Below are 22,506 nucleotides of genomic sequence, written 5' to 3' on the forward strand. Positions count from 1 at the left end.
GGATAAGTGCGATAAGATGCAGTATGCCTTGCAGCGTTTCAAAGGCAAGATAAGCCCATGTAAAGTAAGGTAAAGTTATGTAAAGATTGAGGGAGAGTGAGGCGCAATAGACTACCGCGCCAAATCATGACTATTGTGCGGCCGCGCGCATCAGTCTATCGTTAACATCACGCCACTCGGGCGCCGTTGGTGGTGCTTCCAACAAAATCTCGGTTGCACTTGATTGGTCCAATTGATGTAACCCGTGATAAAGGCCCTGCGCATACTTGGCTTTGTCAGCACCAAGTTTCAGATCCACCAGCTCGTTGTTTGCTGAATTCTCAGAGATCATTCGCTCTATTTGTGATGAATAATACAACACACCGGTATTCACTTCGCACTGGCCGCTTAGGCGAGCAACTAACTCTTCCGTTGACAACAGGGTAAGCGGTTTGCTTGGTTGATAATGGGCTTTTACGTTACCAGGGACGGCTACAGTGTGCACATCAGGCTCATCCACTTCAATATTGAGCACCGCTTCAAGTGCAGCTTTAGTAATAGGGCCTGCTCGCAAAATCCTCGGTGTGTCTGAAGATACATCGAGGATCGTTGACTCAAGTCCTACTTCACATGAACCGCCGTCTAACACAGCCGCTATCTTGCCAGACAATCCAAACAACACTTGCTCGGCGGTGGTTGGACTAATTTTTTTGTAAGGATTGGCAGAGGGCGCAGCAAGTCCGGAGTTAATGTGCTGCAATAATGCTAGCAATGCAGGATGATTTGGCACACGTATACCCACGGTTGGGTGGCCGCCTGTGACTATATCGCTCACATGTGCTTGCTTTTTGGCAACGATCGTCAGTGGCCCTGGCCAAAACGCATCAGCTAAGGCATCAAAATAGTCTGGCAATGTTTCCACCCACTCAGTGACCAAAGACTTGTCAGCGAGGTGTACGATTAGCGGGTGATCAGCTGGGCGTCCTTTTGCTACAAAGATTTTTTTTACCGCATCGGGTTGCCTTGCATCTGCTGCTAAGCCATAAACGGTTTCTGTAGGAACCGCAACAAGATGACCGTCACCTGCAAGTTCAGCCGCTTGTGCTACTGCGCTTGGATCAGTTGCTAATAAATGTAAGGTTGTTAAGCTCGCTTCGCCCACGTGTCTTTCTCAGTGTAAAAAATGGACGCGAATTATAACCAATTTAAAATGCAAAGAGCCAGTATTACTGGCTCCAGCATAAAAACTAGGATCGGTTTGCGTTATTCAGCGCTTGCGACCATTACGGTTTTCACGTTAACAAACTCTTTTATCCCAAAACCACCATGCTCTCTACCATAGCCACTGTCTTTAACACCACCAAACGGCAAATTTGGTTGGGCCAGCGAATAGCCATTAATATTCACCATGCCAGTGTCAAACTCCTTAATAGCAAGTCCTGTGGCACGTTGGGTGTCTTCAGAAAAAATGCCGCCACCTAAACCATAGCGTGAATCATTGGCTACCATCATTGCCTCAGCCTCATCATTCACACGAATTAGCGACGCCACAGGGCCAAAGAGTTCATCATCATAAGCCGGCATACCGGGTTTGACGTCTTCCAAAATGGTGACAGGATAATAAAACCCCTGTTGCTTTGGAATTTCTCCACCAAGTGGACAAGTCGCTCCCGCCTTAACGGACGCTTCAACTTGTTGGTGTAATTCATCACGTAAATCTTTACGCGCCATAGGACCTAAGTCGGTGTCTGCTGCGGTTGGATCTCCCACCTTAAGCTGCTTAAACCCAGCCACAAAAGCCTCTCTAAATTGGTCATAAATTTCATCAACGATAATAAAGCGCTTCGCGGCAACGCAGGTTTCACCATTGTTGACAATACGACCTTGAATACACGCGGACACCGCTTTATTAATATCAGCATCTGCCAGCACCACAAAGGCATCGTTACTACCTAGCTCTAGGACGGTTTTTTTAGAAAGCTCAGCAGCTTGTTTGGCAACTTGTTTACCTACTTTATCGCTTCCGGTAAACGTAACACCACGAATATATGGATTCTTTATCAACTCGCTTGCTGTCTCACCATCAATTAACAGTGATTGATAGCAACCTTTTGGAAAACCGGCTTCTAAATACAGCTCTTCAATTAATTTAGCCATACCAAATACATTTGAGGCATGTTTCATTACCGTGGTATTACCCGCCATCACGTTCGAAACACTGTATCTGATAACCTGATAAAGCGGAAAGTTCCAAGGTTGTATTCCTAAGATCACGCCTATTGGTTGATAAGTGATAATGGCATGTCCCTGCTCAAATACCCGATGCTCGTCCTGTAATTCTTTTTCGCCATGCTCAGCGGTATATCGGCAAATTTCAGCACACAAGGAAACTTCCTGTTCACCCTGCTCCGTCACTTTGCCCATTTCCTCGGTCATCAGTGAGACTAACTTGGATTTATTTTGCTCAATTAAATCAGCAAGCCTGTTTAGCTTTTGTGCTCTTTGTGTAAATGTGGTTTTCTTCCAAAATGAATAACAGTCATTGGCTAAGTCCACCGACTTTTGCGCCTCGTCCAAGCTCATTAACGTATATTCATTAACGGGTTGCTCTGTCGCAGGATTAATTGTGGTTACCGTATTTGACATCATAAAGCTCCTTCAAAAATTTAACGGCGTAAATCAATTTTTAGATTTACAGCGATAGCCTTTGAATAAGCAAGGAAGGCACCAATCTGAGAACAATGAATATCCCATTGATTATTATGAATTAATTTAATTTCAGAATTAGATTTAAAAGAATTTGAATACGTGAATTAGAAAAGGCTACACACCTAATATGAAAAGTTTGCAGAGCGAATGGCGCTTGCGCAAATAGCTTGCAATGAAAGTTTAGCTGAGAAAAGGGACCATCCGGTCCCCTTGTTATGTATTCTTAATACAATGCACCTTTAGCGCTTTTGACGTTGCGCTTCTTTTTGCGCTAGCTTTTCTTCTTTACGCTTACGAATAGCATCCTGTGCTTCATGACCGATATGACCTTCGCCGCGTAGCTTCGCCAGTTCAATTTGCTTTTGGCGCTCAGCAAATCGTGCAACTTGCTCTTCTGTTAAGTCTTTGTGGCAGTGGTGACAAGACACCCCTTCCATATATTCTTCGAGTTGTTTCTCTGCTTCCGTGATTGGCATACGACAAGCATGACATTGATCATAAGACCCTTTGTTTAAATCATGATCGACAGCAACACGGTTATCAAACACAAAACACTCGCCTTCCCACATGGTTTCTTCTTTTGGCACGTCTTCTAAGTATTTTAGAATGCCGCCTTCCAAGTGATAAACCTCTTCGAAGCCTTGCTCTTTCATATACGCTGTCGATTTTTCACAGCGGATCCCGCCAGTACAGAACATCGCCACTTTTTTGTGTTTTTCTGGGTTTAAGTTATTTTGCGCCCACTCAGGGAATTCACGGAAAGTCTTGGTTTTAGGATCGATGGCATTTTTGAACGTACCGATCTCGATTTCATAGTCGTTACGCGTATCAACGAGTACAACGTCAGGGTCTGAAATCAATGCATTCCAATCTTGTGGTTTTACGTACGTACCAACCACTTCTTTTGGGTCTATACCTTGTACACCCATGGTCACGATTTCTTTCTTAAGCTTTACTTTAGTGCGGTAGAAAGGGCAAGTTTCATCGAACGACTCTTTATAAACGATGTTATCAAGGCCCGGTTGTTTGTCTAACCATGCAAGTAGCGCGTCAATGCCTTCACGTTTACCGGCAACGGTACCATTGATACCTTCTTCGGCAAGTAATAACGTACCGCGAACTTCATTCGCTTCCATCACATCGTGAAGTGGCTGTCTTATCTCTTGATAGTTAGGTAAAGAGACAAACTTGTACATAGCACAAACAACGTATTGTTCTGACATTGTATTTTCCTAGATTTAAGCTTTGATTAGCTTACACATTAAGCATGACAATGTGTAAAGCACGAAAACCGAGTCGCAAACCCGGCGCTGAGGCGCGTATTTTACGGATTTTTGATTAAAATGCAAAAAACACAAATTCTATATCCGATAGCGTCTATGCTTTGGTATAATCTCGTGTTTTTAAAATTCAAGACTTGGAGAAATTGACTTGAGATTCACTGAACTTGGGATAGATACGCGCCTAGAACAACAACTGGCTCACCAAGGGATCACGGAACCGACCGAGATCCAAGCGCATGCCATCCCAACGGCTCTAGCTGGCCACGATGTTTTTGCGCAGTCTAAAACAGGCTCTGGCAAAACCCTAGCCTTCTTGCTGCCTGCTGTACAGCGTGTAATGAAACAAAAAGCGCTGAGTAAACGCGATCCTCGCGTTGTTATCGTAGCTCCAACTCGTGAACTCGCGACTCAAGTATTCTCTGAGTGTCGTGCACTGTGTGCTGGCACTAATATTCAAGTCTGTAAGATTTTGGGTGGTGAAAACTACAATGATCAGGTAAAAGCGCTACGCCGCGACCCGCATTTTGTGGTGGGTACTCCTGGTCGTATTGCCGATCACGTTGAAAATCGTTCATTATTTTTAGGCGGTCTTGAACTGCTTATTTTTGATGAAGCAGATCGTATGTTTGACCTTGGCTTTGAAAAACAGTTGGACGTCATTAATGATTCTGCGGATCACCGCCAAAGACAAACGCTGTTATTTTCAGCCACACTAGACCATACTCAAGTTGAAGCATCGTCACGTCAATTACTTAAATCGCCAAAGCGCATTATGTTGAGCAATGCCCACCAGCAGCATGAAGACATTAAGCAAGCGCTCTACTTTGCCGATCATTTAGATCATAAAGAAGCGCTGCTTAAGCACTTCATCACACAAGATGACGTAGGACAGTGCATTATCTTTACCGCAACTCGTGGCGACACAGACCGATTAAGCAAACTGTTAAATGAGATGTCGATTAAAGCGGTATCGTTGTCGGGCGATATGCCGCAAAATAAGCGGTTAGACATTATGGAAAGCTTCAGCCGTGGGATTTATAAAGTGCTGGTTACCACAGACGTTGCCTCTCGTGGTCTCGATTTGCTCTCTGTTACCCATGTTATGAATTTTGACTTGCCTAAGCAGGCAGAAGAATATGTCCACCGTATCGGTCGTACAGGACGTGCCGGGTTTAAAGGCACTGCGATTTCATTTGTTGGTCCTAAAGATTGGGATAGCTATGTGGCAATCAAAAACTATCTTGATGAGCCACTACGTTTTGAAGAAGTCCCCGGTCTTGTTGGTAAATTCAAAGGACTTAAGCAAAAACCGCAGCAGAGTAAAAATCGCCCTGCAGAGTCTGCGCCAAAGCAAACGAATAAACCTAAGAAAAAGCCGGTGAAAAAGTCACAACCGAGAAAAGTGGTCCCGCCACCGATTGATATTGACGGTACTATGCCGATGCGTCGTAAACCAAAACCACAAACTGACGAGGAATAATCATGTTAGGTCAAATCAAAATGTTAACCATTGAAGAGCTTACCGCTGAAGGGGCTTATTTAAACGGTGGTGAGCTTGGCGATGTGTTTCTTCCTCGAGCAGAAGTGCCAAAGCACACCGAAGAAGGTGACTCTGTTGAAGTATTTATCTATTTAGATAACTTGGGACACGCAACGGCAACAACCAAAAAGCCACTTGCACAAGTCGGTGAGTTTGCTCTGCTTCGCGTAAAAGAGATCAATAAGGTTGGTGCTTTTATGGATTTGGGTATTGAAAAAGACGTGTTAGCGCCTTTCAATGAACAAAAACCGAAAATGCGCGACGGCTATAGCTATTTGGTTAGGCTTTACCTAGACAACGCGAGTAAGCGTATTTGTGCGTCTAGTGCGCTGGGTAAATTTTTGAGTAAATCAAAAGCCGAGTACGAAAAATTCGAAGAAGTAGACCTAATCGTCGCGGCAAAAACCGATCTTGGCTATAAAGTGATCGTCAATGAAAAACACTTTGGATTGGTCTTTTTCAATGATGTGTTTAAGCGCATGTATATTGGTCAGCGCATGAAGGGCTTTGTAAAAGCGGTTCATGACGAAGATAAGATTGATATCGTGTTAGAAAAGCCAGGTATAGGTAAGGTTAAAGACCTTGCGGAAATCATTTATAGCAAACTCGAAGAAAGCGGCGGCTATTTACCGCTAGGCGATAAATCAGATCCTGACGCCATCAAGCGTACTTTCTCTACCTCTAAAGCTAACTTTAAAAAAGCCATCGGTGGTTTATTCAAAGATGGCCGAATTGATATCGAAGCGAATTCTATTTCAATTCGCAAGTCTTAAACGCACATAATACTTAACCTGAGGTTTGGATAAGGAATGTTCCAACTCATTGTTTCTAAAGAACAACTTAGTTTTTCCTTTTCTAGCCAGAGAGTTTTAGGGAAAACACCGCTTCCGCGTCCTGCTCTCGCTAAGGTACCTACATCCTGTAGGCAAGGAGAATTTACGCACCAATAGCTGGCTATTGGAAGTGAATTCAACGCGGTTAGCGCTAAAACTGGCTGCTAGAAAGGCATTAATTATCCGCAGCTCAGGTTACTTAGCAAGTCTCAACCTGAGACTTGCTTGTTACATTACACTGACTTCAAGCATATCACGCCATTTATCTACCGCTTTTAATCCCAGCTCAAACCCCAATTTATAATCAGACTTTAAGGTCTCAGGGCTTGAGCCTAAAATCATAGATTCCAGTGGTCTATTGGGCGCTATTTGAATGATGTTAACATCTTCTGGTGGTGAATTCATAAAGTTCACCGCATCGGCATAGCGACTTTGATAGTGATGATACATTTCAAACATTCGAGGAGATTGATTAACGCGCCGCATGATTGGCTTTAAGCGCTCAAGCACTGGCATTTTGCCATCGTCATGTGCCTCAATGGTTCTGATCACCCAAATCGTCTTTGCCCCTTGACTGTGTGCCCAGCGCACGGGTAAAGGATCGGCCACGCCGCCATCCATCATTCCGTGACCCGCAACTTTAACGCCTGGACGATATAAAAAAGGGATCGCACTAGAAGCCTTTAAATGGGTAAACATGTTATCGTGCCACGTATGCAAATAATGTGGCTCAAGCGAGTCTAAGTGACTTGCAACCGCATAAAAGTTACTTTCCGGCGTGAGGTGGTTAGGCTCAGTTGGAAACCGTACTTTGCCGCAGTGCTCTACTTGTTGAAAATACCAATCCAAGTCAATGACATTACCACCGGTAAAAAATCGCGCGGGACGGAAAAACTGCTGCTCCGTCGTCAGAGATTCGATAGCAGTTTGCGCATATTGACTTGCGCGAGCACAATAGGCTGCGAGGTTTTGTGCACCCGCTGAGACACCCACTTTTAAATCAAAAGGCGTAAATTTTTTCTCAAGAAAAGCATCAAGCACGCCCGCTGTAAAAATGCCTTTTTGACCTCCACCCTCAGCGATAATTGCAGAGCGTATGTTAGTTGTCATGTTGTGCTCTTTTTATTATATAAACCTGTACGCATCTTATTTTACTGTGGGCAAAAACCCGAAATTCAAGCTTTCATACCACTTAGCAATAAAAATGCCCTGCAGAACAGCGTTGTTCAAGCAAGGCATTCATAATATCCACAGCGTGATTAATATGTGGTTAAAATTTGCTTACTGAGCTTTCTACTGGTCGTTTTAAAAAGCTGACTAATAGCGCGGGTAAAATGGTGAGTGTGACGATAGTTGCCATAGCAATACCACAAAGCACTATCATGCCAACGCCTCGATAAAGTTCAGATCCTTCTCCTGGAATGAACACTAATGGCGCAAGACCGCATAGGGTTGTCATCGTTGACATCACAATCGGTTTTAATCGCGTTTGTAGTGCTGAGATCACCGCCTCGTAAACACTCATCGCGGTACTCTCAAGGTTTCTGCGGCTTTGATCCACAATCAGAATAGGGTTATTAACCACGGTCCCTAACAAGATTAAAAAGCCAAGCATGGTGATCATGTCAAAAGGCTGGTGGAAAGTGCCTGTTATGCTACCAATGCCATTAATAGCAATTAGTCCAAGTAAGCCCCCTGCCATGCCAAGCGGCACTGTTGCCATGATAAATAGCGGGTAGCCCCAATGCTTGAAGATAGCGACAAGTAATAAGTAACACAGCGCTAATGCAACGATAAAATTACTGCCCAGCGCTTCTTTGGTTTTGTCTAGTTGATCGGCAGCACCACCTATACTCACATTGACACTAGGAAGCAGATCGCCCTGCATCTGAAGCTGCGGTAGTAATTCCGTTCTTACTAATTCCTGCGCTTCCTCTAGGGCAACATTTCTTGGAGGAATAATATATACAGTCACGGTTCTACGACCATCAACTCGGCGCAAACTATCACTGTCTGCTTTTTCTCGTAGATCGGCCAAAGCGCTCAACGGGATCAGTCCAGCTTTGGTTACAACTGGAGATTGCGCTAATTGCGAAAGACTTTGCTGATTACCCGACTCAGAAAATAAAAAGACGTCGACTTTGTCATCGTCTAAAATCAACTCATCAACATAAGCGCCGTCACTCAGGGCTGCGACCGTATAGCCGAGTTCGTCAGCACTCATACCCACTTCAGCCAGCCGTTGCCATCTTGGTTGAATCTCTATTAACGGTTGGTCGAGTGTCAGAGAAGATGGTGCAGAATCCACTTGTGGATTATCAAAGACCTCCCCCGCTAACCGGTACACTGCATCTGCCGCCCGGTAGAGCGCCGTTTGATCTGTACCGCTAATATCTAAAGCGACCGCTCTTGAACCGCCATCATTACTTGAGATAATCGAGCCTCGTGAAGAAAATGCACGCATTCCTGGGTAGCTTCTAAACTTGGTCGTGATTGCCTCCATCATTTCATCGATGTATTCACGGTTGTATGGTTCACTCAATAGCCAAATGCTACCAACACCAACAGACATCGAATAATACTTTAAAGGTGGCAACGACGTGTTACCCGATACAAAATCGCTGTCATCGTTTTCCAAATGCTTATTTAAATAAGGAAGTAGTTCATCACCAATTTTTCGCATATGGCTGAGGTTATAGCCCGGAGGCGCTATCATCATAGAGAACGCTTTTGGCTCCTCTCCCTCTGGCAAATATTCGGCTTTAGGCATAAATAACCACGCACCACCGAGTAACAACACACTACCGAATACAATACACACTATGCGAGCACGTGAACTTGATAACATCGCCGGAATAAACGTTGGCAGTTTAGGCGTAGACAACATGCCACTGGAGATCTCCTTACAGGCAAAATTTGCATTTGCCGCAGGCACCACAAACAAGGCTACCAACATAGAAGCGATGATTGCTCCAGAAATCGCAATTGCAACATCGGAATAAAGCTGTCCGGCTTCTTGCTGAATAAACAAAATGGGGGCGAATACCAACACTGTGGTCAGGGTTGAAGCGAGCACCGCAGGCCATACCTCTTGAACACCGGTAATAGCTGCTTGAAGTTTGTCGAGACCTCGGCGTCTTGCTTGCTCTATGTTTTCAAGTACAACAATGGTGTTATCAACCGTCATGCCAATGGCAAACGCGACACCGGCTAGGGAGATAACGTTGATCGTTCTGTCAAATAGCAACAGACCCAAAAATGCCGCGATGGTACAAATTGGAACGCCCATCACACCAATAAAGGTCGAGCGTGGGCTCTTTAAAAACCAAAACATCACCAGAGTCGCAAGCACCGCACCTAGCGCTAAATTAGTCCAAACATTTTCAACAGCTCCTTTAACGTAACGAACATCATCGCTCAATAGCGTCAGTTGTAGTCCATTGCTTGCAAGCATGTCACGGTTGATGCGAGCCACTACCTCCATCATTTCTTCTTTAATCGCCATCACGTTAGAGCCGCTTTCTCGTCTCACCGAGAGCATTAAAGCTCGCTCGCCATTGTTATAGGCAATATCGCGCACTTCATAATGATCAAGCTTTACCTGAGCGATGTCTTTAAGCTTAATTGTGGTGCCCGCACGGTGACTGACTACCAGCTCTTCTAGCGCTTTAGCTGACTCAAAGCGGCCGACCATACGCAGTAAATAACGACGTTTACCACTATCTATATCGCCCGCTGAGGCATCTTGGTTACGGCTGCGTATTGCATTTCTAACGTCAACTAAGCTAATTCCACGGCTCGCCAATTGTTCTTGATCTACCAAAATTTGTACTTGATAGAGTGCACCACCGCGCACACCAACCTGAGATACCCCACTGACTCTTTCCATTTCTGGACGAATAAAGTCTTCGGCATAATCACGAAGCATATCGATATCAAGATTGAGTGGATTTCCCGGTTGTGGCTTTAGATTAAAAAACATAAAGGCATTGCTCGAAAACGCGCTGCTGTATAACACCGGCTGGTCAACGTTTTCAGGATAATTTGGCACTTGAGATAACGCATTACTCACGTTTATGAGCGCTTCGTTGACGTCGACACCAAATGGAAACTCAAGCTCTATCTCTGCCTCACCGGTATTTGCATAACTGGACATGCGAGTTAGATTCGCAAGTGAGCGAAGATACCTTTCTTGCTCTATAAGTATTTCTTTTTCAACATCCTGTGGCGTGGCACCGGGCCAATTGGTCACCACAGTGATGGTTCTTACTTCAAGATCTGGGATCATTTGCACCGGAATTTTAAACGCCGCAACAATACCCAATATCGAACAGATCAATACCGTGACAGCAACTAAAATGGCGTGATTTACACTGGCTCTTAACATCACCCGCTCCTATAAACCAGGTACAATGTTTAATGCCTGGCCTTCTTGCAATAACTCATTGCCTTCAACCACCACTTGTTGCCCTATCTCTAAGCCAGATAGAACTTCAATATGACCATGAATTCGCTCACCAATTTGAACGTTTAACCGCTTTGCTTGACCGTCAACGGCCACAAAGACACTGAACCCACCGTCGGGATGACGCAAAATCGCATCGCTAGGAATAATCACGCTGTGGTCTTGTGCTCGAATTAGCGGCAGTTTTGCCGTAGCCGATGCGCCGACACGCAACTGCGCATCTTTTGGGATTGCCAATCTTAATAGAAACGAGCGACTGGTTTTGTCAACGACAGGAAGTTTTGCTAATACATGAGCTTGATGCTGCACGCTTGGTGTGCTTGCAACACTAAAATTTACGACACGGCCGAGATTAATAAGCTGAAAGTACTCTTGTGGTACTTGCAAATCGAGCCACAAAATATCACTACTTACTAGCTCAAACACCGTTTGTCCACGCGTCACCCACTCACCTAAATTAACCGTGCGCCTTGCTATCACCCCCGTAAAAGGCGCTTTTAATTGATGGCGGTTAACGAGCTCTCGCTGATAAGCTATCTTAGCTTGTGCTTCTAAAAGAGTGGCTTCTGATGCTTGTAACTTAGCCTCTCTGTCAGCAAGCTCAGTTTGCGCAAATAATTTTTGCTGCGACAGAGACTGTGCTTCTTTTACCAATCTTATCGCATTATTGCGATCGACCTTGGCGCGCTCAAGTGCTGCTTCTACGCTTTTCAGCTCAGCTTTTACTAAAGCGGCATCGAGACTCAGCAGTACAGCATTTTCTTCAACAATATCTCCGGCTTCAGCTGAGATCTTAGTGATTACACCATCGGTTAAACTTGACACTTGTGCGTGTTGTGCTGCACTAATTGAGCCCGTTAAAGACAGTGTTCGTTCAAGCTGTTGTTGCTTTACATCAGTGACCACAACGTTGACCGCTGCAGCATAAAGGTTAAAGGATAAAAGAGAGAATATTAAGCAAACGCATTTCATGTAGTTTGTTCCAAAGTTAAAAGCACTATTCCTTTTCGTAAGCACTTGGCAATAGCACCTACTGATCTCGACTAAGCATTGCAGCTGGCGAGTGTATGTCACTATAACGCGACACACTAACACAAATAAAAATCATTACCATCCAAACTGGATGAATGACCTCAAAAGTGTAGTTTGTGAAATAATGAATGAACAAAGAATATACAGGAATAACGCTTAGAATAAAGTAGACATAAACGTCGCTATGCCTACTTTAAGGAGGGTCAATTACAATGATTTAATTTAACAATACAAGTGAAGTAACATTGCGAACACCGGGATGACTCATATAGTCATTTTTAATCCCTTCAACTCTCAGTGATTTACCAATCAAACTCGGGTTAAGCTTGGGACTAAATGCATCACGCTGAGCTGCTTCCAACTTAATATATAGCTTGTTGCCAACAACTGTTGGGTCGCTTAATTCAAGCGCATAGATATCGTTTACAGCAGCTGTGATTTTGCCACTGACTACCACTGCTGAGCCATTATTTAGCGCTAATACGTCAGCAACACTCATATCACTAGATGGCTCTGTCGTTGTACCAACGGTTTGTATTTCACTGACTTCTCGTATCCCCGGTGCACTCATGTACGATGAGCGAACACCTTTGATAACTAAAGTAGAATCAAGAATGGATGGATTAAGCTGCGGACTAAATGCAGCACGCTGGTGACTTTCAAGTTTAACATTTATCGTATGAGTTGAATTTTGGCTGTCCTCAAGTACTAAAGCATAGATATCATTAAGTGCAGATTTAACACGCCCAACAAGCTCAATTTCATTGCCCTCGGCGGTTGCAAGCGCCTGCTCAACCGACAATGCCACTGGTGCAATCTGAATATCGCTTACATAACGAATACCAGCCTCACCCATATAACTGTCTCGAGTACCAGTCACTATGATTGATTGACCAAGGATCTCTGGATTGAGTTGCGGGTTAAAGTCACTGCGCTGAGCAGATTCAAGCTTTACGTTGATACTTAGCGATGCGTTGGCAGTATCTGTGAGTAATAGGCCATAGATACCGTTTACTTCGGCTGTCACTTTACCTAACACTGCAAATTTAGACCCAGCTGAAGCAGCAAGTGCCTGTGCTACAGAAATCGTGCCATCAGGAGTTGGCTCTGGATCGGGATTAGGATCTGGATTGGTTTGCCCTGAACCATAAGGCGCATTGAAAGAGTCATTTTTATAGCTATCTGTATTCCACGCATCAAAACCCGATGCAGGCGTCCCCCATGGCTGACCATTGTTTGGATCAGACATTTCTTGCAGCGCCATTGGCACAGGTGTTACTTCGCCGCTTGCATGACCGTTAGTACCATCAAAGTACTGATACGACTCGGGCGTTGCTAGCCAATTGATGATGTTGACCGAAAGTACAGCTGCATTACCTCTGTCCGTCCAGCCGGGGTACGTCTTTTTACTATTGCCATTATCCTGACGCTTGTATTTAGGTGTAGCGTCTTCAATTGGAGAAGAATCACCAATAAACGCAGCTTTACCTAATCCGGCTTTTGAGATAGCAACATACGGGCCTTCATTTCTACCACCAAAGTAAAGCCCATCATCTTTAGCATGACGCCACTTAGCTGGTGTATCTGAAGGTGAAAAATAAACCAAGCCCTTCGCTTTTTGTTCATCTACAATCGCAAGCGTCGCGCCCGCGGCCATCAATACAGGAGTAACTCCGAGTGTGATCCCTTCTGTTTTGCTCGCAGACTCAATACCACTTACGCCTTGCTTGTAGTCAGCGGCATTAAAGCGAAAGCGGATCCCAAAATTTTCTGCAAGCCATCCCATGTCTGCTGATTTTGGATTACGCCAGTCACCGTACTCACCACCTAGATTATACTTGGCCAGATCTGAGCGGTTGTAGCCGTTAAAGACTTCAGTGGCATCCCACGTATTTAGATTACGATCCGCGTCATAATGATCTGCGATAAAAAATATCCCTTTTCCATCCGCTACAAACTGCAATAACGCTGCTTGCTCTGATTGAGTGAAAGGACGGTTAGTTTCTGCCAATACAAAGACATCTGCATCTTTAATCGCATCGTAGCTGATAACCGCTTCATTTTGATTGCTTTGAGAGGTACGGTCGTCAAAGAATCTAATCTTGCCGTCATTGTTTAAATCAACACCGCGATATTCTTTTACGGTATATCCTTCATTAACCAATGCATCCGCAAAGTCTGAAAACGCACCGTCAATAACCCAATCGGCATTTCCCTCCACGCCGCCGTGTGACACATCAAATAATACTGTCTTACCATTGCTGTTTGTGGTTGGTGTTTTAACTGGAATATGGTTATTCCAGTCATACGGCTGTGCTGCAAACACAGATGTGGATATAGCCGCAGCCAAAACTACGCTGCTAAGCTTGAAGTTTACTTGTTTCATTCGTCAAATCCCGTTGAAAATTATAAAAAGAAGCGATAAAAAAGCCGCCAAAATATGGCGGCGTAGTGTATTAGTTCAGCGGTTGTGTTAAATCCAGCTGATAAAGTGCAAAACCTCGTTCGTCGGTTTTGCCAGTAGGTAGAATATGATTAAATTGCTGACTGTAGGTTTCAGCATCCGCACTAGTTGAACTAAAGAACTCAATATTAGCGCCAACTACAGGTGCAAATGACCAGTTCATATCTGCCGATGGATCAAGTCCTGCGGCACCATTTTGGTCGCTAACAAAAGTAATATAGTCAGCAACGACCTGACGGTTCTCATTTGGCGAGTCGACAACGATTTTATCTCCCTTAATATTTGGGAAATTACCGCCACCAGATGCACGATAGTTATTCGTTGCAACCAAGAATACTTGGTCGTCCTTCACCAACTCACCTTGATACTTCAATGCCTTAATGCGGTTACCGTTTGACACCTTTTCACCGTTTGCCGCGTAGCGTGCAGGCTCAGTGACATCAATTTGATACGTCACACCATCTAGCACATCATAGTTATATGAAGGAAAGTCTGGATTGATCAGCGCTTGAACGCCTTCAGTATTCGGTGTGATTTGATTGAACTGGCCTGCAGACATTTCAAGCCATTCGCGCACTTCGCTGCCCTTGAGCTTCAACACCTTAAGTACGTTAGGATAAATGTACATATCTGCAACGTTACGATAGGCGATATCACCTGCAGGAATTGCGGTAAAGTCATCTGGCCCGCCACGCCCAGCTCTAAAGGGTGCACCCGCAGACAGAATAGGTAATCCATCAAGCTCAGTACCTTGCACTATTTTTGCTGTATACCATGCTTGTGCGTCAGTCACGATTTGGATTGAGGGGTCGTCATTCACTAACGCAAAATAGCTGTTCACAGTGTTGGTGATTTTAGCAAAAGGCTCATTCACCCATGCGCGCGTTTCAGCATGCTCACTATGCACTACCGCTTCAATTGCTGCATCGCTTTCAACCAATGATATCGTGTTTCGATTTTCATCCGTTTCATAGATTGGTTTAAGCGTTGACTGTGAGTCAACCACCGTCCATTTACCTGACTTAAACTGGATATCTAAGTCAATTACACCAAGGTGATTTCCCCAAAAACCAGGCATTACAGCCGCAACGCCATTGATTGTGCCTTTATCGTTATCAACACCATGTGCCGCTAAGTCTGCATAGCCCGAACCTGGGAAGTTTGCATGCGCATGACCAAACATAATGGCGTCTATATCATCCACCTTAGATAAGGCATAAGATGCGTTTTCAGCCATTGGCTTATCGGCAGATACATCAAGACCTGAGTGCGGAATAGCAACGACAATATCCGCGCCTTCAGCTTTCATTTTAGGCACGTAGTGTTTTGCCATTTTTACGATGTCTTTGGCTATCACTTTGCCTTCAAGATTCGCCTTATCCCATTGCATGATTTGTGGTGGAACAAACCCGATAAAGCCAACTTTAATCACCTGAAGTTTGTCATTCTCGTCAAAGAATTGCTTTTCTTGAATTAGGTAAGGCTTAAATAACGGCACATCATTTGTTTCATCTTCGTCGCCATCAACCTTAAATACGTTTGCACTGATGTAGGGAAAATTCGCATCGTCGATTGCTTCGTCTAAAAACGCCAAGCCAAAGTTAAACTCATGATTACCAATATTTGCGACATCGTACTCTAGTGTGTTCATGGCCTTATAAACCGGGTGAACTTCTCCCTCTTTGAGGTTTTTGATTTTCGCCATATAGTCGCCAAGCGGACTACCTTGGATCAAGTCGCCGTTATCTACTAGCATGGAATTTTTAACTTGGCTTCTCGCTTGATGGATTAACGCCGCGGTTTTCACTAGACCCACTTTGTCGTCTTGCTTGTCTGAAAAGTAGTTGTAGTTCAATACATTTGCATGCAAATCTGTGGTTTCTAGTAAACGCAAAGACACCGCAGTGCCCTCTTTTGGAATATCAGGTCCTTTCGGCACGTTTATATCAACATTGTTATCTGAATCTGAGCAACCAGTAATAATGCTTGTGGCACCGCACAATAGTGCGATTGGAAGTAGTTTTGTTTTCATAAGTCCTTTCTTTACTTTGTTTGCATACCCGTGTGCATGCTTTTAGTTATTTCAGCAATACCAAGTCACGTCTCTTCTTACTCCACTTCATAGAAGCTGAACCTAGAAGCACAGCGAGTCAGTATAAACCGTTGCGTTTTGCGTGGCGGGTGTCACTATACGAGGGAAAAAAGTCAGGAAAGCTAAGCTTTTATGGCAGTTCAGTGGGATAAATATGACGTTACTAAGTCAGGAGAAGCGAATTAATTTTAAAGTGAAATATAAACAAAAAAGCCTCCACATTGGAGGCTTTAATTGTGACTTTTACATTTACCAATAGTTAATCTTCAAAATCGACTTCTAGCGCGATGATCGTGCCTTCGACCATTTGAGCGGTAACTTCAACCTTAACATCATTACTAAGGTCACTTTTTTGGCCATCTTTGAATACGGTGTCATTGGTTACATGAACCGTCATTCCAAATAATGTAAATTGGTCGCCAGACAAGTTTGCAACTTTACCTTCGAGCTCAAAATAGGCGTAGTCTTCGAACTCTACCTTTTCAGCTTGAATATAAGTTTCACCATTTTCAGTTACTAAATAGCCTTCAACTTCAACGTTTTTGCCTGTTGCAATATCAGATTGACTGCCACCTTTCAACTGAGTTTGCTCAGATACTTTGACTTTTTGGCCAAGGACGTAAAACGCCTCATCTGTCTCAACTTGTGTGATTGGACCTTCAACCTCCACATATTTTACGGCTTCAAATTTGAGCTCTTTAGCAATAACAGTGACACCGTCGGTTGTGTAACCTTCAACCTCAACTGCCAAGCCATTTGAAAGCTTTTCAAAATTACCATTCTTAAGCTTTGTATCTGCCGTAATTTGAACGCGCTGCGCACCAAGGTTGAACTCGTAATCAAACGCAGAGTTTTTGACTAGGTCCTCAATTAAGCCTGCAATTTCGACTTCGTCAACGTCATCTTCCTCAAACTCGACCTTTTTAGCCAACAATACATTGTCGTCAGTTAACACGCCTTCTACTTCAACCGTTACACCGTTTCCAAGGTTACTGCTACTGCCATCTTTAAATTCCGTGTTGCCATCAGTTGCAATAGAGACACCATTCACCATGAACTCAGACGCTGAGACAAAGTTTGTGATTTTGCCTTCGACTTCAAGTTCAATACCATCATCAGACTCGATTTCAATTTTGAGTGCCAAGATTGAACCATCAGCACGCTGAATAGCGGTAACTTCAACTTCATCGCCAATCACAAATAAGCCGTTTTTAAACTCAGTATTTCCATCAAAAAATACTGTCTTACCATCAACACTAAAAGTTGCGTCGACCGGATTAAAACTAACCACTTTACCTTCTAGCTCAAATCTACGGTCATCGAAGTCATCGTCTTTGTCATCAACTTCAACTTTAGTTGCGATCAATGAGTCTCCTTGGATCACATAATCAACTTCCGCGATATCACCTGCTGCCACTTGTTCAAAAAATGTCGTGAGGTTTACATCATCTTCAAGTTCCAGCTCTGTCGCACCATTGATGGCAAAGACAAGTTTGCCTACTGTGATTGTTTGCTCGCCAGCATTAACAGCCGTGATTTTACCCTCAACCTCATGTTCTTGTTGATCGTCAAAATCGCTTGCAGAGATACGCTCTAAATCTCTCACAACATAGGCACCTTCAAAACCAAATGCCTCAATTTCTACGACATCACCTACACTAAGCTTCTCAAGTTTAAGTTCGATGTCTTCTGCATCCGAGTCATCTTCAAACTGGGTATAGCTATCCACAAAATAGGTGCTACCAAATACTGTTAGTGTCTGTGCTTCAAGGTCAATATCTTCCACTACGCCAGTTAATTCGATTTCAGAGTGCTTATCAAAGCGTACTTTTTTTGCGATTAAACCTTCTTCGGTTGCAACTGCAAGCACAAATACGCGCATACCGATTTGCAGGTCATCATCATCCCCTTTTTTGAAATCAGTGTCGTCATTTAATGTGAAGCTGTGCCCGCCGATTGCGAAGGTGTCGTCACTGACTTGAGTTACAATACCTTCAAATTTGGCGACCGCACCTGTTGATACTGGCTCGTTGCTATCAACCTCTACACTGTCTGCAAGTAATACACCGTCAATAGGTAAACTTGATGCTTCCACCTCCACTATTGCATTGTTTTCAAGCGTCCCTTCAACTTCTGTTGCTTGGCTATAGTCTATAGTCAACATACCTAATTTGAATGTTTTCGCATCAAGATCTAGCTCAGCAACCTTACCTTCAATTTCAAATTCGCCATTTTGCTCTTCCACATCAATGCGGGTAGCAACATACTGACCCTGCCCTTGATGCAACGCACTGATCTCTACGAAATCACCTGTCGTTATTTCTGTGAAAGCTACCTCTAATTTCGTACGTTTATCAACACTAAATTCTTGACCCAAAACAGTGATTGTTTGTTTGGCGTAGTCGACTGCCGTCACCACACCTTTAGCAGTTGCGTCATAGATAATAGAGTCAGCTACTGCAAAATTGCCATCTGCGCCTTGCTTACCTTGCAGATTTATCAGCATGCCCACTTTAAGATTTGCTTGTTGATCTGGCGTCGTCTCATAACGCACACCGTTTACGTATACACTGCCAAACCCAGTTACCGTTCCCTGTGCACTTACTGATGTACGGTAGGTAATGGTGATTGTTTCTTCTTCATTACCACTCAAATCGACAGTAACCGAGTTTTCATTTGGCTGATAGAGTGCTTGATCCACAGAACGAGAAGTAGCCGTTAATTTATACTCCCCGTTTGCTAAGGCATTTAGAGTAGTCGTGCTTGTAATGTCTTCGCTATAGCTAGAAGGGCCTGTGAGCGTTAAGCCCGCATCTGCACCAGCAGGTAAGCCTTGTACAATGACTTTTATTGAACCTTTGGTTCCTGTGTTATCACCAGGTTGCGGATCGGTATCACTTCCACTTCCGCCCCCACAAGCAACCAAAAGGCTACTCGATGCCAATAACGATGGTAACAACCATTTTTTATCCATTATATAATCTCCTAAATTTTGGCTCATTTAGTACATGCAGCTGCTAGCCACAAAAACTTAACATGCACTCTAGACGGCCGAAAATGAATGCGCGCTTTACTAACGCCTGGCTTGTACCTACTTTGACTTTTCGTCGTTACCACACTTCCATGCGATTTACTTGGCAGTCGTCGGCATCAAAGTACTTTTTCATCACCTCTGGAAATGGGCTATTGCCGTGAGCATTCCTATTCTTCTTAAACGTATACTCCATAGCTTTATAATAATAGCGGTTGATTGGTTGAGTAGTATCCATAAATCTATTCATTTGTGACCAATCGTGAGCATCGCCACCTCCTGCAATACCTATACGATTTCCAAACCAATAGTGCTCGGGGTATTTTCTACAACTTAAGTAACCCGTTTGCATCGATGCGCTGCCTCGCATATTTTTTACTTCTGGACCGACAACATACTCTAGGTCTTCTATGGGGATATAAAATGGCTTTCTGAATAAGGTGTACGGCGTTCTTACCAATCCGGTATGCCGGTTAAACTCGATTGCATCCACAATACGAATTGCATTCCCTATTTTGTACATTATTAAAGGGAATGCAGTCAGTAAAAACAGCCCCAACCATGAATGCCAAGCTGGCATACTGTCGTCTGTCATACTTACCCCTAGCAGACAAATACCAATAATAGGGCCTAATACCAACCCATGCAGCCTAAGAGACCATAATCCCGGTGAGCGCGGTACGGAAACAACCCGACCATCGCATTGGCTAGGGTAACTTACGCCACTAAAGTCGTCTCTCGGTGCAAATGCGTCTTTACAAGGTTTTGCGTCTTTAAACTTACAACCATTTAGTTCTTCAGCCTTGGCTAGTCGTTCCTTATAGCTTTGATTATGGAGATGATCTTTTGATAATTCCTCAAAATAGATACCACTAATAAGGTATTTGCTTTCTCTATCAACATATTCACGTATTTCTTCTCTTACTTTTTTCTCTTCTTCTGTGGCTTCTTCTCGATAATACCGTTCTCTTTCCTTAGCTCTTTCCTTTAGATATTTATCTAACTCCTCTTGAGTCATATCTTCAATCTTTTTCATCAACAACTCCTTTTAGCTGACTACTAGAAAGCACTTGTAATGATTAACGCCCTACCACACTTCCATGCGATTTACTTGGCAGTCGTCGGCATCAAAGTACTTTTTCATCACCTCTGGAAATGGGCCATTGCCGTGAGCATTCCTATTCTTTTTAAACGTATACTCCATAGCACTGTGATAGTACTCGTCAATTGGTTGAGTAATATCCATAAACCTATTCATTTGTGACCAATCGTGAGCATCGCCACCTCCTGCAATACCTATACGATTTCCAAACCAATAGTGCTCGGGGTATTTTCTACAACTTAAGTAACCCGTTTGCATCGATGCGCTGCCTCGCATATTTTTTACTTCTGGACCGACAACATACTCTAGGTCTTCTATGGGGATATAAAATGGCCTTCTGAATAAGGTGTACGGCGTTCTTACCAGTCCGGTATGACGGTTAAACTCAATTGCATCCACAATACGAATTGCATTCCCTAATTTGTACATTATTAAAGGGAATGCAGTCAGTAAAAACAGCCCCAACCATGAATGCCAAGCTGGCATACTGTCGTCTGTCATACTTACCCCTAACAGACAAATCCCAATAATAGGGCCTAATACCAACCCATGCAGCCTAAGGGACCATAATCCCGGTGAGCGCGGTACGGAAACAACCCGACCATCGCATTGGCTAGGGTAACTTACGCCACTAAAGTCGTCTCTCGGTGCAAATGCGTCTTTACAGGGTTTTGCGTCTTTAAACTTACAGCCATTTAGTTCTTCAGCCTTGGCTAAGCGTTCCTTATAGCTTAAGTTATGAAGATGATCTTTTGGTAGTTCTTCATAAAAAACACCACTTCGGCGATAACCTGTTTCTCTATCTATATACGCATCAATTTTTGCGAAGTCTTCTTTTTCTTCTTCGGTAGCTTCTTCACGGTACTTTCTGTTTCTTTCTTTAGCCCTCTCAATTAAATAAATATTCCGCTCTTCCTGAGTCATCTCTTCAATCTTTTTCATCACCAATTCCTTTTAGCTGACTACTAGAAAGCACTTGTAATGATTAACGCCCTACCACACTTTCCAGCGGTTTACTTGGCAGTTATCTGCATCAAAGTACTTTTTCATCACCTCTGGAAATGGACCATTGCCGTGAGCATTCCTATTCTTTTTAAACGTATACTCCATAGCTTTATAATAATAGCGGTTGATTGGTTGAGTAGTATCCATAAACCTATTCATTTGTGACCAATCGTGAGTATCGCCACCTCCCGCAATACCTATACGATTTCCAAACCAATAGTGCTCGGGGTATTTTCTACAACTTAAGTAACCCGTTTGCATCGATGCGCTGCCTCGCATATTTTTTACTTCTGGACCAACGACATACTCTAGGTCTTCTATGGGGATATAAAATGGCTTTCTGAATAAGGTGTACGGCGTTCTTACCAATCCGGTATGGCGGTTAAACTCGATTGCATCCACAATACGAATTGCATTCCCTATTTTGTACATTATTAAAGGGAATGCAGTCAGTAAAAACAGCCCCAACCATGAATGCCAAGCTGGCATACTGTCGTCTGTCATACTTACCCCTAGCAGACAAATACCAATAATAGGGCCTAATACCAACCCATGTAGCCTAAGAGACCATAATCCCGGTGAACGCGGTACGGAAACAACCCGACCATCGCATTGGCTAGGGTAACTTACACCGCTAAAGTCGTCTCTCGGCGCAAATCTGTCTATACAGGGTTTTGCTTCTTTAAACTTACAGCCGTTTAGTTCTTCAGCCTTGGCTAGTCGTTCCTTATAGTTTAAGTTATGGAGGTAGTCTTTTGTTTGTTCTTCATAATAAATACCACTTCGACGATAACTTGTCTCTCTAGCCAAGTATGCATCTCTTTGTGCTTTCTTTTCTTTTTCTTCTTCAGTTGCTTCTTCTCGATAATATCGCTCTCTTTCCTTCGCTTTATTTGCCAAATAGCTATCTAGCTCCTCTTCAGTCATCTCTTCAATCTTTTTCATCACCAATTCCTTTTAGTCAACCACTA

14 protein-coding genes are annotated in these 22,506 nt (G+C 43.6%); 2 read left to right on the forward strand and 12 right to left on the reverse strand.

The annotated features are described in order from the left end of the window. Nucleotides 1–130: 130 nt before the first annotated feature. From L1271_RS14120 to trhO, 3 genes are all read right to left on the reverse strand, one after another. Complete coding sequence (locus L1271_RS14120; protein WP_235368095.1) at nucleotides 131–1,141, reverse strand: L-threonylcarbamoyladenylate synthase; 1,011 nt, start codon at nucleotides 1,139–1,141, stop codon at nucleotides 131–133. A gap of 101 nt (nucleotides 1,142–1,242) precedes the next feature. Further along, the gene (locus L1271_RS14125) at nucleotides 1,243–2,625 is read right to left on the reverse strand and encodes an NAD-dependent succinate-semialdehyde dehydrogenase (protein WP_235368171.1); all 1,383 of its coding nucleotides are present in this window, start codon (nucleotides 2,623–2,625) and stop codon (nucleotides 1,243–1,245) included. Between the two features lie 302 nt (nucleotides 2,626–2,927). Continuing rightward, the gene (gene trhO / locus L1271_RS14130) at nucleotides 2,928–3,911 is read right to left on the reverse strand and encodes an oxygen-dependent tRNA uridine(34) hydroxylase TrhO (RefSeq protein WP_095729392.1); all 984 of its coding nucleotides are present in this window, start codon (nucleotides 3,909–3,911) and stop codon (nucleotides 2,928–2,930) included. Between the two features lie 208 nt (nucleotides 3,912–4,119). On the opposite strand from trhO, the gene L1271_RS14135 reads away from it, so the two are divergent. Further along, entirely contained in the window at nucleotides 4,120–5,451 is a 1,332-nt protein-coding gene (locus tag L1271_RS14135) for a DEAD/DEAH box helicase (RefSeq protein ID WP_095729391.1), read from the forward strand. Between the two features lie 2 nt (nucleotides 5,452–5,453). Then, on the forward strand, nucleotides 5,454–6,284 hold the full coding sequence (locus L1271_RS14140) for a CvfB family protein (protein ID WP_010604803.1): 831 nt from the start codon (nucleotides 5,454–5,456) through the stop codon (nucleotides 6,282–6,284). A gap of 288 nt (nucleotides 6,285–6,572) precedes the next feature. Here L1271_RS14140 and L1271_RS14145 read toward each other — a convergent pair whose 3' ends face one another. From L1271_RS14145 to L1271_RS14185, 9 genes are all read right to left on the reverse strand, one after another. Continuing rightward, nucleotides 6,573–7,454, reverse strand: a complete 882-nt coding sequence (locus tag L1271_RS14145; RefSeq protein ID WP_235368096.1) for a patatin-like phospholipase family protein — start codon at nucleotides 7,452–7,454, stop codon at nucleotides 6,573–6,575. Between the two features lie 160 nt (nucleotides 7,455–7,614). Continuing rightward, nucleotides 7,615–10,731 carry an efflux RND transporter permease subunit gene (locus L1271_RS14150; protein WP_235368097.1) on the reverse strand — a complete coding sequence of 1,039 codons (3,117 nt, stop codon included), beginning with the start codon at nucleotides 10,729–10,731 and terminating at the stop codon, nucleotides 7,615–7,617. Between the two features lie 9 nt (nucleotides 10,732–10,740). Beyond that, nucleotides 10,741–11,781: an efflux RND transporter periplasmic adaptor subunit gene (locus L1271_RS14155; protein WP_235368098.1), complete on the reverse strand. Its 1,041-nt coding sequence runs from the start codon at nucleotides 11,779–11,781 to the stop codon at nucleotides 10,741–10,743. A gap of 277 nt (nucleotides 11,782–12,058) precedes the next feature. Continuing rightward, entirely contained in the window at nucleotides 12,059–14,227 is a 2,169-nt protein-coding gene (locus L1271_RS14160) for a DUF6359 domain-containing protein (RefSeq protein ID WP_235368099.1), read from the reverse strand. Between the two features lie 70 nt (nucleotides 14,228–14,297). Further along, nucleotides 14,298–16,337: a bifunctional 2',3'-cyclic-nucleotide 2'-phosphodiesterase/3'-nucleotidase gene (locus L1271_RS14165; protein ID WP_102056837.1), complete on the reverse strand. Its 2,040-nt coding sequence runs from the start codon at nucleotides 16,335–16,337 to the stop codon at nucleotides 14,298–14,300. A gap of 319 nt (nucleotides 16,338–16,656) precedes the next feature. Next, a complete protein-coding gene (locus L1271_RS14170) occupies nucleotides 16,657–19,371 on the reverse strand; it encodes a DUF5666 domain-containing protein (protein ID WP_235368100.1) in 2,715 nt (904 codons plus the stop codon). 136 nt (nucleotides 19,372–19,507) lie between these two features. Then, a complete protein-coding gene (locus L1271_RS14175; RefSeq protein ID WP_235368101.1) occupies nucleotides 19,508–20,464 on the reverse strand; it encodes a hypothetical protein in 957 nt (318 codons plus the stop codon). Nucleotides 20,465–20,515: 51 nt separating this feature from the next. Next, nucleotides 20,516–21,472: a hypothetical protein gene (locus L1271_RS14180; RefSeq protein WP_235368102.1), complete on the reverse strand. Its 957-nt coding sequence runs from the start codon at nucleotides 21,470–21,472 to the stop codon at nucleotides 20,516–20,518. A gap of 51 nt (nucleotides 21,473–21,523) precedes the next feature. Then, nucleotides 21,524–22,480 (reverse strand): hypothetical protein, encoded by a 957-nt coding sequence (locus L1271_RS14185; RefSeq protein ID WP_235368103.1) that lies wholly within the window; start codon nucleotides 22,478–22,480, stop codon nucleotides 21,524–21,526. Nucleotides 22,481–22,506: the final 26 nt, after the last annotated feature.

It is taken from the genome of Pseudoalteromonas sp. OF5H-5 (assembly GCF_021530695.1).
Classification (GTDB): domain Bacteria; phylum Pseudomonadota; class Gammaproteobacteria; order Enterobacterales; family Alteromonadaceae; genus Pseudoalteromonas.